A 15689-nucleotide genomic window follows, 5' to 3' on the forward strand; every position below is an offset into this window, starting at 1 on the left:
ATGAAGGTCGTTGAACGCTACATCATGCGTCGCGCACTGGCGGTGTTTCTCGCTGCGCTGATCTGGACGCTGGCCATTGTCTGGACGACGCAGGTGCTTGCCCGCATCGACCTGGTCACCGACAGTGGCCAATCGGCGCTCACTTTTTTCGAGGTCGCGGGCCTCATCATCCCCACCATCATCCCGATCGTGGTGCCATTCGCCCTGGTGGTGGCGGTGGCCCAGACGCTCAGCGTCATGAACTCCGATTCGGAATTGGCCGTCATCAACGCCGCCGGCGCCTCGCGCTGGACGATTGTGCGGCCGGTCCTGCTGATCGCGCTGGCGGCCAGCGTCTTTTCCTTCGCGGTCGACAATGGCGTCGAACCCTATGCCAGGCAGAAGAACCGCCAGCTGATAGCATCCTCGCGCGCCGATCTCTTGTCGCTGATCATCCAGGAAGGCACGTTCCGCAAGATCGACGACGGGCTGTTCCTGCAGATAGGCGAGCGGCTGCCGGACAACCGGCTCGGCGGCATCTTCGTGGCCGATTCGCGCGAGGAAGGCGCCAATCTGATCTATTATGCCAAGAGCGGCAGCGTCGTCGAAAAGGGTGACGAGAAGGTGCTGATGATGAATGACGGCGTCATTCATCGCAAGACGCTGACCGGCGACCTGTCGGTCATTCGCTTCACGTCCTACGCCTTCGACCTTTCCGCCTTCATGTCGGCGGCGAACGATATCATGCTCCTGCCCAAGGACCGAACGACGCAATACCTGCTCAACCCGGATCCGAACGACAAGATCTTCCAGCGCAGGCCCGGTGCCTACAAGGCCGAGCTCGACCAGCGCTTTTCCGAATGGTCCTATTCGCTGGTGTTCGCGCTGATCGCGCTGGCCGTGGCAGGCGATGCGCGCTCACACCGCGAGGCGCGCATCCACCCGCTGATCACAGCCATCGCCATTGCGCTGTTCGTGCGCTGGCTGGGCTTCTTTGCCGCCGGCAAGGCCGACAAGATCCCGCAATACGCCTATATGGTCTATGGCGTGCCGGTCATCGCCTCGGCGGTCGCCATCTGGTTCATCGTCACCTCGCGAAGCATGGAACTGCCCGGCAGCTGGGCCGACTGGATGACGAATTTCGCCGGCCGCGTCAGCGATGGCTGGACGGCGCTCAAGCTGCGCCTCAATCGGCGCTACACATCCGGCCAGGGAGCCTGACGATGGGCTGGACCCTGGGCCGCTACTTCTTCTTTCGCTACGTGTCGATCACGATCTGGTTCTTCATCGGCCTTCTGGCGCTGGTGTTCCTGATCGACTTCACCGAGCTGTCCGGCCGCATCACCGGCCTGCCGGGCTTCACCTACGGCACGGCGGTCGCCATCTCGGCGCTGAGGATGCCGATGATCATGCTGCAGACGGTGCCGTTCGTCGGCCTGTTCTCGGCGATGGCGACGCTGGTCTCGCTCAACCGAAAATACGAGCTGGTGATTGCGCGCTCGGCCGGAGTGTCGGCCTGGCAGTTTCTGTTGCCCTGCTGCATCGGTGCGCTGTTATTCGGCATATTGTCGGTCGGCGTGCTCAATCCGATCGCCGCGCATGGCTTCTCATGGTCGGAGCAGATGGAAAACCAGCTGCGATCCGGCAATTCGAACGCGGTGGCGGCCGATGCCACGCCGTGGATCCGCCAGAAAACCAACTCCGGCGATACCATCATCGGCGCCCGCGCCATCCTGAACCAGGGCCTGGAAATGGCCGACACCGTGTTCTTCGTCCTCGATCCGCAGGGCAATATCGTCGAGCGCAAGGACGCCGCCCGGGCCTTTCTGCGCGACGGCTACTGGGAATTGCAGGACGTCAAGGTGTTCAAGGACGGCAACATCCGTTCCGAAACGACCGACCAGTTGCCGACCAACCTCAAGCCGGAATTCGTGCAGGAACGGCTGGCGCGCCCCGAAACCATCCCGTTTTACGACCTTCCCGGCAAGATTGAGGTTGCCCGCTCCTTCGGCCTCAAGGCAAATGCCTTCGCCATGCAGTTCGATTCGCTGGTGGCGTTACCGTTCCTGCTTGTGGCCATGACGCTGATTGCGGCAACAGTTTCAATGCGATTTGCGAGGATGGGGCAGTCGGCAACGATGATTCTGGGTGGCGTCCTCGCCGGCTTTCTGCTTTATGTCGTTTCGGTATTGGTCAAGGCATTCGGCGTTGCGGGATTCGTGCCCACAGCCGTGGCTGCATGGGTTCCGGTTGTCGTGGCTATGTTCTTTGGGGTGACATTCCTGCTATACAAGGAAGACGGCTAGTGAGGGAGGCGGCTTTGCGCAGCCATAGGCAGGCCGGTTTGGCGCGCCTCTATTCGGCGAGCGCCTTGGCATGCCTGCTCGCCTGCGGCGTGCTGACGGGCCCTGCGCTGGCGCAGGACGTTACCGACGTGGCAAGGAAGGTTCCCTCCGGCTCCCAGATGCTGCTGGCGGCCGACACGCTCGTCTATAACAACGACAACCAGACGGTCACCGCCATCGGCGGCGTCCAGATCGACTATGGCGGCAACAAGCTCGTCGCCCAGCGCGTCGTCTATGATCGAAACACCAAGCGGCTGGTTGCCAGCGGCAATGTCGAGATCGTCAACAGCGACGGCACCAAGATCAACTCGCAGCATATCGACATTACCGACGATTTCGCTGACGGTTTCGTCAATGCGCTGCGCGTCGAAACGCCCGAAAAAGCCTATTTCGCCGCCGAAAGCGCCGAGCGCATGGGCGGCGTGCTGACAACGTTCCACAACGGCGTCTATACGGCCTGCGAGCCTTGCGAAGACAAGCCGGACAAGGCGCCGACCTGGCGGATCAAAGCCAGGAAGATCATCTGGAACGGCGAAAAGAAAACGGTTCGCTTCGAGAACGCGAATTTCGAATTCTTCGGTTTCCCGCTGGCTTATCTGCCGGCGTTCGAGATCGCCGACCCTACGGTCAAGCGCAAAAGCGGTTTCCTGATCCCCAGCATCGGCTACAACAACCGTCTCGGCGTCGGCGTCAAAGTCCCCTACTATTTTGCCCTGTCGCCGACCTACGACCTCACCGTTACCGGCAGCGGCTACACCAAGCAGGGTTTCCTCGGCGAGGCCGAGTGGCGCCAGCGCTTCAACAATGGCCAATACACGCTGAAGCTTGCCGGAATCAACCAGCAGGACCCTGGCGCTTTCCGTGATTTCGCGGCTTTCCCCGGCGGCTACAATGTCAATTCGGGGCCAGCAGGCGATCCGAACAAGTTCCGCGGCATGATGGGCACCAAGGGCCAGTTCGCCATCAATCCGCGCTGGGACTTCGGCTGGGATATCCTGCTGCAGACCGACAAGAATTTTTCGCGTACCTATACGATCGAAGGCTACAACGACGCCGTGCATCAATCGTCGGTCTACCTGACCGGCCTAAACGACCGCAATTATTTCGATGTGCGCGCCATGCGCTTCCAGGTTCAGGAGAACACACCGGACGGCAACGTCGCATCGCGCAGCGACAAGCAGCCCTGGGTGTTGCCGTCGCTCGATTATGCCTACATCCCCGACATGTCGGTGGCCGGCGGCCAGCTGTCGTTCAACGTCAATGCGCGCATCATCCGCCGCGACGATCTCGATCAGGCCTATTTTACCCCCTATGTGCCGGGCTCAGGCGTCCAGCGCGTGCGCGGCATCGAGGGCGAATCCGGTCGCCTCACCGCCGAGGCCGAATGGAAGCGTACCTTCACCACGGACGGCGGATTGCAGTTGACGCCCCTTCTGGCTCTGCAGGGCGACGTCGACTATCTCAACGCTTCTTCGGCTTCGCTGACTGCGGTAAACCAGATGGCAACGAATGTCGGTGCCGCCGACGACATGCGGTCTTCCTTCGCCCGGTACATGGCGACCGCCGGACTTGAAATGCGCTGGCCGGTGCTGTTCTCGATGACCGGCTCCAGCCATATCGTCGAGCCGATGGCGCAGGTCTTCATGCGCCCGAATGAGCAGTATGTCGGCGGGCTCGCCGTTCCCAACGAGGATGCACAGAGCTTCGTCTTCGACGCCACGACGCTGTTCGAGCGCGACAAGTTCTCCGGCTACGACCGCGTCGAAGGCGGCAGCCGCGCCAATGTCGGGTTCCGCTATTCCGGCGCCTACGACAATGGCTGGGGCACCAACGCGATCTTCGGCCAATCCTACCAGTTGGGCGGGCGCAACTCCTTCGATTCACCGGATCTGGTCAATGCGGGCGCCGATTCCGGCTTGGAGACTTCGACCTCCGACTATGTCGGCCTTGTCGGCTTCAGCAGCCCGAGCGGCTTCTCCGGTTCGCTCAGCGGCCGCTTCGACGAGCAGACCTTCGAAGTTCGCCGTGCCGAGGTGAAGGCCGCCTATTCCGGGCTGCCGGTTTCGCTGAGCGCCAAATACGCCTTCATCCAGGCGCAGCCGCTCTATGGTTTCACCACCGACCGCCACGAAGTCACGCTCGGCGCCTCGACACACCTGGCCGAAAACTGGCGCGTCTTCGGCACCGGCACCTACGACCTGCAACAAAGCGTGCTGGTCAAGGACGGCGTCGGCTTTGCCTACAATGATTCCTGCTTCACCTACCTGATGACGTACTCGGAATCACGCGACATCAACACCAAGGAAGTGTCGCAGAATGTCGGCTTCAACCTGTCGTTCCGCACGCTCGGCGATTTCGGCTCGTCCCAAAGCTCGATCGACTCCATCCAGTAGAGCCGGCTGACGACATCGTTTTGCCGCACAAAGCGGGCACGGATTTCGCCAATATCGGGCTGGAATCGGCCAAAACCGGGCTAGAATTGGGATGCTTTCGATGAGGAAATACCTGTTTTCGGCAGGATTCGCGCTCCTGTTGGCGGCGACCTCGGTCTCTGTCACCATGATGGTACCGCCGGCCTTCGCCAGTGAAATCAAGTATGTCGTCAACAACATGCCGATCACCACCGGCGACATCGCGCACCGGGCTGCCTTCCTGAAACTGCAGCGCAAGAAGGGTGACGCGGGTCAGGAAATGATCGACCAGACGCTGCGTATGGCGGAGGCCAGGCGTCTCGGCATCCGCATCTCCGACGCCCAGGTAGAGGCTGCCTATCAGCGCTTTGCCTCGAGCAACAAGATGCAGCTCAAGCAGCTCGACGGTGTCATGGCGCAGTCCGGCGTGACCAAGGAGCATTTCAAGGAATTCATCCGCTCCCAGATGGCGTGGAACCAGGCGCTGAGCGCACGCTACAGCGGCGGCGGCGGGCAGGTGAGCGAACAGGATCTGGTCAAGCGCATGCTCGAAAAAGGCGGCGCCAAGCCAAGCGCCACCGAGTACATGCTGCAGCAGGTGATCTTCGTGGTGCCGAAGGCCGAGCGCAGTGCCACACTCGCCAAACGCAAGCGCGAGGCCGAAGCCATGCGCGCCCGCTTCAATGGCTGCAACACCACGCGTGAATTCGCCAAGGGCCTGATCGACGTCACCGTTCGCGACCTCCCCCGATTGCTGGCGCCGCAACTGCCGCCGGACTGGGCCGAGCAGATCAAGGCCACCAAGCTGGGCGGCGCCACGGCCGTGCGCGAGACCGATCGCGGCATTGAATTCATCGGCATCTGCTCGTCGCGCGAGGTTTCCGACGACAAGGCGGCCCAGATGGTGTTCCAGAGCGAAGGCAGCGGCGACAAGAACGCCGACGAGCTCTCGGCCAAATATGTCGAAGAGCTGAAGGCGAAAGCCAAGATCGTTACGCGCTGAACCGGCCCAGCCGTGCGTGAGACAGAGCTTCCGCTGGCGCTGAGCGTCGGCGATCCATCCGGCGTCGGTCCGGAAATCGCCATTGCCGCGTGGCAGAGCGCCCGCGGTTCCGGTGCCGCGCCCTTCTATCTTCTCGCCGATCCGGCGCTGATTGCCGCGCGGGCGCGCCGGCTCGGCGCGGCGGTGGCAATCGCCGAGACGGTGCCGGCCCAAGCAGCTGGTGTCTTTCAACACGCCTTGCCCGTGGTGCCGCTGGCGGCCCACTTCACCGACGATCCCGGCCGGCCCGACCCGGCCAATGCCGCCGGCATCATCGAGGCCATCGATCGCGCCGTCGCCGACTGCCTTGCCGGTCACGCGGCCGCGGTCGTCACCTGTCCGATCGCGAAGAAGCCGCTTTACGATGCCGGCTTCGGCTTTCCCGGTCACACCGAATATCTGGCGCATCTGGCCTCGCTCCACACCGGCGGCACGGTGACGCCGGTGATGCTGCTCGCCGGCCCCGAATTGCGCACCGTTCCGGTCACCATCCACATAGCGCTGGCCGAGGTGCCGAAGACGCTGACGACGGAGCTGATCGTTGCCATCGCGCGCATCACCGCCGGCGATCTTGCACGCCGTTTCGGCATCGCCAGGCCGAGGCTCGCGCTGGCCGGCCTCAATCCGCATGCCGGCGAAAGCGGCGCCATGGGGACAGAGGACGAGCGCATCATTCGTCCTGCGGTCGACATGTTGCGGGCGCAAGGCATCGATGCCTTCGGACCGCTGCCGGCCGATACGATGTTTCATGCGCGCGCCCGCGCCGGCTACGACGTGGCGGTCTGCATGTATCATGACCAGGCGTTGATCCCGGCCAAGGCGCTGGCCTTCGACCAGGCCGTCAACGTCACGCTTGGCCTGCCGTTCATCCGCACCTCGCCCGATCACGGCACAGCCTTCGACATCGCCGGCAAGGGCATCGCACGTCCCGACAGCCTGATCGCGGCGCTAAAGCTGGCCCGCCGGCTGGCCGATACCGGCGCAAAGCCCGCAGTTGCATGAGCCAAAAATCATGAGCCCAAATCATGAGCCCAAAATTCATGAGCATTGACGGGCTGCCGCCGCTGCGCAAGGTGATCGAGCGCCATGGACTGCAGGCAAAGAAGGCGCTTGGCCAGAATTTCCTGCTCGACCTCAATTTGACCGGCAAGATCGCGCGCGTCGCCGGGGACCTTAGCGACAGTACGGTAATCGAGGTCGGCCCCGGCCCCGGCGGGCTGACCAGGGCGCTGCTCGCTGCCGGTGCCCGCCGCGTCGTCGCCATCGAGCGCGACGAACGCTGCCTTGCGGCCTTGGCCGAGGTCTCCAACCACTATCCGGGCCGGCTCGAGGTGATCAGCGGCGATGCGCTGAAGACGGATTTTGCCGCTCTTGCCAAGACCGCGTCACAAGGCGGCCCGGTGAGGATTGCCGCCAACCTGCCCTACAATATCGGCACCGAGCTGTTGATCCGTTGGCTGACCGTGACGGACTGGCCACCCTTCTATCAATCGATGACGCTGATGTTCCAGCGCGAGGTGGCCGAGCGCATTGTCGCCGGTGCCGGCAGCGATGCTTATGGCCGGCTCGGCGTGCTGGCGGGCTGGCGGACCGAGGCGAGGATCGCCTTCGACGTGCCGCCGCAAGCGTTCACGCCGCCACCCAAGGTAACGTCCTCGGTGGTGCATCTGGTGCCGCGCGCCAGCCCTTTGTCAACCGACGTGAAAAAACTCGGTCGCGTCACCGAAGCCGCTTTCGGGCAGCGCCGGAAAATGCTGCGGCAGAGCGTGAAGAGCCTGGGTGGCGAGGCACTGCTGACGCGCGCCGGCATCGATCCGACCCGGCGTGCGGAGACGCTCAGCGTCGAGGAATTCGTGCGGCTGACAAACGCGGTTTGACCGGCGGCGCTGGTCGGCCGTGGACCCAAATCGCATCCTGTGTGACAGCGACGACAAGCAGCATATAGCGGCATGCAGTTGCCGGTGAGTCGCCGAGCGTGATATTGTCGTCATATGAAAAAGAGTACCTCAAGCCTCCGGCCGACCCAAAATGGCCAGTTTGTCCTGACCAGCGGCAGGGGCGAAAAAATCAGCGCGGTTGAAGGCTTGAAGCTATCGCAACGTATGGGCTTCATTCTGAAGGAAAGCCGTGAGCGCGGCCTGAGCGGGGATGAGCGCAGGGCGCTTATCAAGGACCAAGTAACCCGCAAGAAGTAGGATCGGCAGGTGGTCTATGCCGCTGAACATGATCCGCTGTGCTACCCAGGCACGACCGTTCTCCGCAACAGGCTGAATATCAAAGACCAGGCCCAACTCGATGAATTCGAGTTGGCACTTTTCCTGACCAGGGCCGACGAACATATCCCCGCAGGCCGTCTGGATTTCGAGCACTACAAGGCTGTCCATCATCACCTGTTCCAGGACGTTTATGAATGGGCGGGAGAGGTTCGCGCCATCCGCATCGGCAAGGGGGGCAACTGGTTCTGCTATCCTGAGTATATCAACCAGGAAATGCATAGAATTTTCGGCGAACTCGCCGACGGTGATTATCTCTGCGAACTCGACCTCGACGCCTTCGCCGTTCGGGCCGCGCATGTTTTGGCCGAAATCAATGCCGTCCACCCGTTTCGCGAAGGCAACGGCCGCACGCAGCTTACCTTTCTGGCAATGCTGATGGAGAATGCGGGATTCCCATTCAATGCCGATATGCTTGGTCGCGAAAACGTCCTGAATGCGATGATTGAGAGCTTTGCCGGCGAGGAAACCCCATTGGCAGAACTCATAAAAGATATCGCCAGCCAGTAACAGATGCCCACAGCGTCCATATTGCCAGATCGTTTGCCAAAGACGCCTTCATGGGGACAGCCGGCCATCGGGGAACGACAGCTGCCTATTCCGTCTTCTCGTCCAGCAACCCCGAGACGAAATCGAACAGCCCGGGCCGGCGGTCGCGCCGCAGCCTTTCCGCCGTCACGATGCCACGCACTTCGGCGAAGGCGCGGTCGAGATCGTCGTTGACGATGACAAAGTCATATTCCTTCCAGTGCTCGATCTCGTTGCGGGCGTTCTTCAGCCTGGTCTCGATCACGTGCTCCTGGTCCTCGGCGCGGCGCTTGAGGCGCGACTTCAGTTCCTTCATCGACGGCGGCAGGATGAAGATCGAGACGATGTCGGCGCGCATCTTCTCCTTGAGCTGCTGGGCGCCTTGCCAGTCGATGTCGAAGAGCATGTCACGGCCCTGCGCCAGCGCCAGTTCGGCCGGCTCGCGCGGCGTCGCGTAGCAATTGCCGTGCACCTCGGCCCATTCGAGCAACGCGTCGGAATCGCGCAGCCGCTCGAACTCGCGCGTGGTGCGGAAGTGATAGTGGACGCCCTCGATCTCCGAGCCGCGGCGTGGCCTGGTGGTGACCGAGACCGATAATTCCAGGCTGCCGTCGCTTTCCAGCAGGTTGCGCGCGATCGTCGACTTGCCGGCGCCCGACGGCGACGACAGGACCAGCATCAGCCCGCGGCGGCGAATGCGGGATCCGAGATCCCTGGCAACCATCGGCTCCTTGCCACCCATTCGGGTTTACTCCAGATTCTGGACCTGTTCGCGAAACTGGTCGACCACCGCCTTCAGTTCCAGCCCGATGGCGGTGACAGTGGCGGCGTTCGACTTGGAACACAGCGTATTCGATTCGCGGTTGAATTCCTGCGCCAGAAAATCGAGCTTGCGGCCGATGGCGCCGCCATTTGCCAGCAGCGCTCTGCCCGACGCCACATGCGTCTTCAGCCGGTCGATCTCTTCACGGATATCGGCCTTGGTGGCCAGGAACGCCGCTTCCATGTGCAGCCGGCCGGCATCGAGATTGGCCGACGCATCCATCAGCAGCCGCACGTGTTCGGCGATCCGCTCGCGGATCGCCGCGGGTTCGCGCGACGGGTCGGCCTCGGCTTGAAGCGTCAGCGCCTCAATGGCGTCGATATGGCCAGAAAGCAGCGAACGCAGCGCTTCGCCCTCGTTCTGGCGTGCCTGCTCGAGACCTGTAAGCGCCGTTTCCAGCGCGGACAGGATTGACGCGTCGAGTGCTGCCCGCACCTCCTCGGTTTCGCTGGTTTCAGGGATATCGAGCACGCCGCGCAGGGAAAGCAGACCGTCGGCAGTTGCCGGACCAACACCGAACTGGTCCTGCAGCCGCTTGGCCAAGCCCGCCAGATCCCTGAGGAAGGCTTCGTTGACCACCGGCTGCGCCTGCTGGCCGGCGGCGCGGCCGACGGTCAGCGTCGCTTGGAAATTGCCACGCGAAAAGCGCTTCTGCAGCGTCTGCCGCACAGTCGGTTCGAGCCGCTCGAAACCTTGCGGCAACCGCAACCTGACCTCGACGCTCTTGCCGTTGACCGACTTGACCTCCCAGGCGATCGAGGCGCCGTCATGTTCGGCAACAGTGCGTGCAAATCCGGTCATGCTCTGCAAATTCATGATGCGGCTCGTGTCTCCCTGATGGTCCGATTCTATAAATTGCGCATGCGTTCGATATCACGGGCGGCGCGAATGTCAGAATCGCAATACCGGCAAGATGTTGATTTCCGCTGTCGTTTCGATCTCGCAGGGCTGAAATCGAGAAGCAGAGGCACCCGAGCAAGACCGAAAACGCTTCGAACCCCGCTACTCGTTCAAAGCAGCAGCGCGTCCGCCTCTGTCCGCGTTGCTTAAGGTCGATCCGTCTGAAAGCGCCGACCTGCTACTGGGCGGCACCCGTATCGCCGCCGGCATCACCGCTGTCACCGGCGGCATCGCCACTTGCGTCACCGTTGTCGTCGCCATCCGCCGGCGCATCGGTCTGGCCCGGAGTCTTGGCGCCCTTGGCGGCGTCTTCAGCCTGCTTCTTCTGCAGTGCCCGGTAGCGGGCAACGTTCTCATTGTGCTCGGCAAGCGTGGTGGCAAAGACGTGGCCGCCGGTGCCGTCGGCGACGAAATAGAGATCATCGGTCTTCGACGGGTTGGCGACGGCTTCGAGCGCGGCGCGGCCGGGATTGGCGATCGGCGTCGGCGGCAGGCCGTTGATCAGATAGGTGTTGTAAGGCGTCTGTTTCTGGATGTCAGATTGATAAATCGGCCGGTCGGCGGGTTTGCCCTTGCCGCCGAACAGGCCGTAAATGATGGTCGGATCGGATTGCAGCCGCATGCCCTTGGCCAGACGGTTGAGGAAGACGGCGGCAACGCGCGAGCGCTCGTCGCCCCGGCCGGTTTCCTTTTCGACGATCGAGGCCAAGGTGACGAAGTCGTCGACATTGGCCAGAGGCAGGTCGGGCGCGCGCCGCTGCCAGACCTCGTCGACCAGCTTCTTCTGGTCCGCGAGCAGCTTGTCGACCATCTGTTGGCGCGTGGCGCCGCGGGTAAAGCGCAGCGTGTCGGTGGCGAGGCTGCCCTCAGCCGGCTTGGCGGCCGGCATGTCGCCGGTCAGCGCATCCTGCTCGGCGATGCGCTGCAGCGCCTGCTCGACCGTCAGGCCCTCGGGAATGGTCAGCGAATACATCACCGACTTGCCGCTCTTCAGAAGCTCCATGATGTCGCGCATGGAGGCGCGCGGCTTTATCTCGTATTCGCCTGCCTTCAGCGCTGAATCATTGCCATAGACCCGCACGGCGATGCGGAAGATGCGGGCATCGCTGATCAGCCCACGCCGTTCGAGCTGGTCGGCAATATCCTGGACGCCGGTGCTCGGCTTGACCAGGAAGGTGTCGCCGGCCACCGACGGGCCCGGTTCGTTGAATGCCTGCTTGCCGAAATAGAGCGAAACGCCGGCGGCGAGGATCATCAACATCACCGCGGAGATGACGAAGTTCATGAACACGACGACTTGGCTGCGCGAGGCGCGCGAGCGCTTTGGTGGTGGTGTGCCGGCTTCCGGGCGCAAAGCTTCGGCCGCGGTCTTCGGCACGATCGGGCCGGTCTGCTGGTTTTGTCCGAATTGTCCGCTGCCGCCCGGATTGGTGTTCATTAGCGCCCTACCATCTGATCTCTTAGAGCGACCATGCGCCCGATTGGACGCACAGCGTGCCCTAACATTTCAAGCCTACGCATCGTGCTTTTAAAAAAAGCGCCTTCGGTTTCAGGCCGATGCGACGAATCCCCAGCGGCAGAGTAGGCTTGAATATGGCAAAATTGACGACAGACCGCTGGCGCGCCGGTCGATACCGCAATCAGCCTGTATAACGCTGGAATACCAGCGAAGCGTTGGTGCCGCCGAAGCCGAAGGAGTTGGACAGCGCCACGTCGACCTGGCGATGCCGTGGCGTGTTCGGAACAAGATCGATCGCGGTTTCGCGTTCCGGGTTGTCAAGATTGATGGTGGCTGGCGCGATGTTGTCTCTGATAGCGAGGATCGAAAAGATCGCCTCGGCGGCGCCCGCGGCACCCAGGAGATGGCCGATCGACGACTTGGTCGATGACATCGAGATTTTCGAGGCGGCGTTGCCGACCAGCCGCTCGACGGCGCCGAGTTCGATCGTGTCGGCCATGGTCGAGGTGCCGTGCGCGTTGATGTAGTCGACGTCGGCGGGCGTCAGCTTGGCCCGGTTCAGCGCCGCCGTCATGCAGCGGAAGGCGCCGTCGCCGTCTTCGGCCGGTGCAGTGATGTGATAGGCATCGCCGGTCAGGCCGTAGCCGGTGACCTCGGCATAGATCTTGGCGCCGCGCGCCTTGGCGTGTTCGAGTTCTTCCAGCACGACGACCCCGGCGCCCTCGCCCATGACGAAGCCGTCACGGTCGCGGTCATAGGGACGCGAGGCCTTCTCAGGCGTGTCGTTGCGGTCGGTGGACAGTGCCCGGCAAGCAGCGAAGCCGGCAAGCGATAGTCTGGTCACCGGCGATTCCGCGCCGCCGGCCAGCATCACGTCGGCATCGCCGAAGATGATCAGGCGGGCGGCATCGCCAATGGCGTGCGCGCCGGTCGAGCAGGCGGTGACGACGGCGTGGTTGGGGCCTTTCAGCCCATGCCGGATCGATACCTGGCCAGATACCAGGTTGATAATGTTGCCGGGAATGAAGAATGGACTGATACGGCGCGGTCCGCGCTCTTTCAGGATGATAGCGTTCTCGGCGATGCCCTCGAGGCCGCCAATGCCGGAGCCGATCATGACGCCGGTGGCGCAGCGCTCGGCTTCGGTGCTGGGCTCCCAGCCGGAATCCTTCAGCGCTTCGTCGGCGGCCGCAATCCCGTAAAGGATGAAGTCGCCGATCTTGCGCAGTTCCTTGGGCTCGAGCACGGCTTCGGGATTGAGCGTGCCGTTGGTGCCGTCACCGCGCGGAATGACGTGGGCTATCTTGCAGGCAAGATCTTCCACTTCGAACTCGGTGACGCGCTTGGCGGCGCTGCGGCCGGTCAGAAGTTCCTTCCAGCTGTGCTCGAAGCCCATGCCGAACGGCGAAACCAGGCCAAGGCCCGTGACGACGACACGCCTCATCGCAGGTCCTCCCCGGTGATGACTGCGGATAGTGTCAGGCCGAAGCCTTGTCGATGTACTTCACGGCATCGCCGACGGTCAGGATGGTCTCGGCCGCATCGTCCGGAATCTCGACGCCGAACTCTTCTTCGAAGGCCATGACGAGTTCGACCGTGTCGAGGCTGTCCGCGCCCAGATCATCGATGAAGCTCGCCTGCTCCGTCACCTTGTCGGCATCGACGCCAAGATGTTCGATGACGATCTTCTTGACGCGCTCTGCGGTGTCACTCATTTGGGGCATCCTCGTCTTTTGTTTGTCTGTCTTCGTTAGCGGGCAGAATGCCGCTAATCAAGCTGAAAGATGGTCCTGCCGGAAACGCAACGATGCCGGACCGGTTTTTGCCCGAACCGCCGGGTTGCGGGCCGCATTACACGAAAAATGGCTGAGGTCCAAGGCGAAATGGTCTCTTTTCACAAGCCGGCCATGTCTTCTTATCAACAGGCAATATCCCGTCAGATCATGGCCATGCCGCCGTTGACATGGATGGTCTGGCCGGTGACGTAGGCTGCCTCGTTGGAGGCGAGATAGGCGACGGCCGACGCCACTTCAACACTCGTGCCCATACGGCGCGTCGGGATCGCGGCCATTATCGCGTCTTTCTGCTTGTCGTTGAGCTTGTCGGTCATGGCCGATTCGATAAAGCCCGGGGCGACGCAGTTGACGGTGATGTTGCGGGTGGCGATCTCCTGCGCCAGCGACTTGGAAAAGCCGATCATGCCGGCCTTGGAGGCGCAATAATTGGTCTGGCCAGGATTGCCGGTGACGCCGACCACCGAGGTGATGTTGATGATGCGGCCATGGCGGCGGCGCATCATCGGATGGGTCAGCTCGCGGGTCAGCCGGAACACGGCGGTGAGGTTCACCTCCAGCACGCTGTCCCAATCCGCGTCCGCCATGCGCACGAACAGGCCGTCCTTGGTGATGCCGGCATTGTTGACCAGTATGTCGACGCCTTCGAGTTCGGCTTCGGCCTTCTGACCAAGCGCCTTGACCTCGTCACGGTCGGCAAGATTGGCCGGGAACAGCTTTACCCGGTCGCCGAGTTCGCCGGCCAGGGTCTCCAGTTTCTCGATGCGGGTGCCGTGCAGGCCGACAATGGCGCCTTGCGCATGCAGCACCCGGGCAATCGCCTCGCCAATGCCGCCCGATGCGCCGGTGACGAGCGCCTTGCGGCCGGTCAGTTCGAACATTTTCGTCTCCTGATCTTAAGAGAACACCCTTCCCACGGGAGGGGTTGAATCGCCAGTGGATTATGCAAGAGCGGCCAGCGCCGCCTCGACATCGGCCGGCGTGCCGACGGCCGATGTGGCGATGTCGCGGCTGATCCGCCGCGCCAGGCCGGAAAGCACCTTGCCGGCGCCGATCTCAAACAGCGTGGCGACGCCATTGGCGCCGAACCACTCCACCGTTTCGCGCCAGCGCACGCGGCCGGTGATCTGCTCGACCAGGCGGCGCGCGATCTCGTCGGGGTCGCTGGTCGGGACTACAGTGACGTTGGAGACGACGGGCACCACCGGTGCATTCTTGGTCACCCCGGCCAGCGCCTCGCGCATGACATCGGCCGCCGGCGCCATCAGCGCCGAATGGAAGGGGGCCGAGACCTGCAGCATCAGCGCCCGCTTGGCGCCCTTTTCGGTGCACAGTTTCGCGGCGAGTTCCACCGCCGCCCTGGCGCCGGAGATCACCAGTTGGCCGCCGCCATTGTCGTTGGCGATCTGGCAGACTTTGCCGGATCCCGTTGCGGCCTCGGTGCAAGCGGCTTCAACGTCGGGCTGTTCCAGTCCGATGATCGCCGCCATGGCGCCCTCGCCGGCCGGCACCGCCGCCTGCATGGCGTTGCCGCGGATGCGCAGCAGCCGGGCGGCATCGGCGACCGAAACGAAACCGGCCGCGGCAAGGGCGGAATATTCGCCGAGCGAATGACCGGCAACGTAGGCAACCTTGTCCTTCAGCGAAAAGCCGCGCGCTTCCAGCGAGCGGATTCCCGCCAGCGAGACCGCCATCAGCGCCGGCTGGGCATTGGCAGTCAGGGTCAGCGCCTCTTCCGGGCCTTCCCAGATCAGTTTCGACAGCTTTTCGCCCAACGCATCATCGACTTCCTCGAACACCCTGCGTGCCTCGGGGAAGGCGTCGGCGAGGTCCTTGCCCATGCCGACAGCCTGGCTGCCCTGTCCCGGAAAGGTGAATGCGACGGCCATTTGGGCGCTCTCCAGCGGCTGATTTTTCCTGCCTGTGACGCAAGGCGGACCGTCAAGTCAAGCCCGGAGGCGGCATTTCCGCTCTCGCTTGAACCGGAGCTGACCTCGAGTCCCTGTTCCCAAAGGCTTTTCGCCGATCACACCTGATGAAAACCGCTCACGAATCGTTTGCTGGCTCTTCTTATTTTCGCCACAGGCGCTAGCTTTTGCATGACAGTTCTATGACAGAACGGTGGCGCGAGTGGAA

General features: G+C 62.9%; 15 protein-coding genes. 8 read left to right on the forward strand and 7 right to left on the reverse strand.

Going from position 1 to position 15689, the window contains the following annotated elements:
- The 8 genes from lptF to NKI46_RS04010 all read left to right on the forward strand — a co-directional run bounded on the left by lptF (position 1) and on the right by NKI46_RS04010 (position 8560).
- On the forward strand, positions 1-1200 hold the full coding sequence (gene lptF / locus NKI46_RS03975) for an LPS export ABC transporter permease LptF (protein WP_023672737.1): 1200 nt from the start codon (positions 1-3) through the stop codon (positions 1198-1200).
- 2 nt (positions 1201-1202) lie between these two features.
- The gene (gene lptG, locus NKI46_RS03980) at positions 1203-2285 is read left to right on the forward strand and encodes an LPS export ABC transporter permease LptG (protein ID WP_023695591.1); all 1083 of its coding nucleotides are present in this window, start codon (positions 1203-1205) and stop codon (positions 2283-2285) included.
- Complete coding sequence (locus NKI46_RS03985; RefSeq protein ID WP_023738610.1) at positions 2285-4717, forward strand: LPS-assembly protein LptD; 2433 nt, start codon at positions 2285-2287, stop codon at positions 4715-4717. The genes lptG and NKI46_RS03985 overlap by 1 nt, the downstream gene beginning before the upstream one ends.
- Before the next feature lie 91 nt (positions 4718-4808).
- Positions 4809-5738 carry a peptidylprolyl isomerase gene (locus tag NKI46_RS03990; protein ID WP_023738609.1) on the forward strand — a complete coding sequence of 310 codons (930 nt, stop codon included), beginning with the start codon at positions 4809-4811 and terminating at the stop codon, positions 5736-5738.
- Between the two features lie 12 nt (positions 5739-5750).
- The gene (pdxA, locus tag NKI46_RS03995; protein WP_031253537.1) at positions 5751-6779 is read left to right on the forward strand and encodes a 4-hydroxythreonine-4-phosphate dehydrogenase PdxA; all 1029 of its coding nucleotides are present in this window, start codon (positions 5751-5753) and stop codon (positions 6777-6779) included.
- Between the two features lie 38 nt (positions 6780-6817).
- Positions 6818-7654 carry a 16S rRNA (adenine(1518)-N(6)/adenine(1519)-N(6))-dimethyltransferase RsmA gene (rsmA, locus tag NKI46_RS04000; RefSeq protein WP_023738607.1) on the forward strand — a complete coding sequence of 279 codons (837 nt, stop codon included), beginning with the start codon at positions 6818-6820 and terminating at the stop codon, positions 7652-7654.
- 114 nt (positions 7655-7768) lie between these two features.
- Positions 7769-7972 (forward strand): hypothetical protein, encoded by a 204-nt coding sequence (locus tag NKI46_RS04005; RefSeq protein ID WP_023693963.1) that lies wholly within the window; start codon positions 7769-7771, stop codon positions 7970-7972.
- Between the two features lie 9 nt (positions 7973-7981).
- A complete protein-coding gene (locus NKI46_RS04010; RefSeq protein WP_023738606.1) occupies positions 7982-8560 on the forward strand; it encodes a Fic/DOC family protein in 579 nt (192 codons plus the stop codon).
- An 85-nt stretch (positions 8561-8645) separates the two neighbouring features.
- On the opposite strand, the gene gmk is transcribed toward NKI46_RS04010, so the two are convergent.
- From gmk to fabD, 7 genes are all read right to left on the reverse strand, one after another.
- Positions 8646-9320, reverse strand: a complete 675-nt coding sequence (gene gmk, locus NKI46_RS04015) for a guanylate kinase (protein WP_023672729.1) — start codon at positions 9318-9320, stop codon at positions 8646-8648.
- A gap of 6 nt (positions 9321-9326) precedes the next feature.
- On the reverse strand, positions 9327-10217 hold the full coding sequence (locus tag NKI46_RS04020; RefSeq protein ID WP_023738605.1) for a YicC/YloC family endoribonuclease: 891 nt from the start codon (positions 10215-10217) through the stop codon (positions 9327-9329).
- A 262-nt stretch (positions 10218-10479) separates the two neighbouring features.
- Positions 10480-11739, reverse strand: coding sequence for an endolytic transglycosylase MltG (gene mltG / locus NKI46_RS04025; RefSeq protein WP_023672727.1), 1260 nt, complete (start codon positions 11737-11739; stop codon positions 10480-10482).
- A gap of 202 nt (positions 11740-11941) precedes the next feature.
- On the reverse strand, positions 11942-13204 hold the full coding sequence (fabF, locus tag NKI46_RS04030; RefSeq protein WP_023685687.1) for a beta-ketoacyl-ACP synthase II: 1263 nt from the start codon (positions 13202-13204) through the stop codon (positions 11942-11944).
- A gap of 34 nt (positions 13205-13238) precedes the next feature.
- Positions 13239-13475 (reverse strand): acyl carrier protein, encoded by a 237-nt coding sequence (locus tag NKI46_RS04035; protein ID WP_006203723.1) that lies wholly within the window; start codon positions 13473-13475, stop codon positions 13239-13241.
- Between the two features lie 221 nt (positions 13476-13696).
- Positions 13697-14434: a 3-oxoacyl-[acyl-carrier-protein] reductase gene (gene fabG, locus NKI46_RS04040; protein ID WP_023685686.1), complete on the reverse strand. Its 738-nt coding sequence runs from the start codon at positions 14432-14434 to the stop codon at positions 13697-13699.
- Positions 14435-14494: 60 nt separating this feature from the next.
- A complete protein-coding gene (gene fabD, locus NKI46_RS04045; RefSeq protein WP_023705360.1) occupies positions 14495-15442 on the reverse strand; it encodes an ACP S-malonyltransferase in 948 nt (315 codons plus the stop codon).
- Between the last annotated feature and the right edge of the window lie 247 nt (positions 15443-15689).

It is taken from the genome of Mesorhizobium sp. M0615 (genome assembly GCF_040320805.1).
GTDB lineage: Bacteria > Pseudomonadota > Alphaproteobacteria > Rhizobiales > Rhizobiaceae > Mesorhizobium.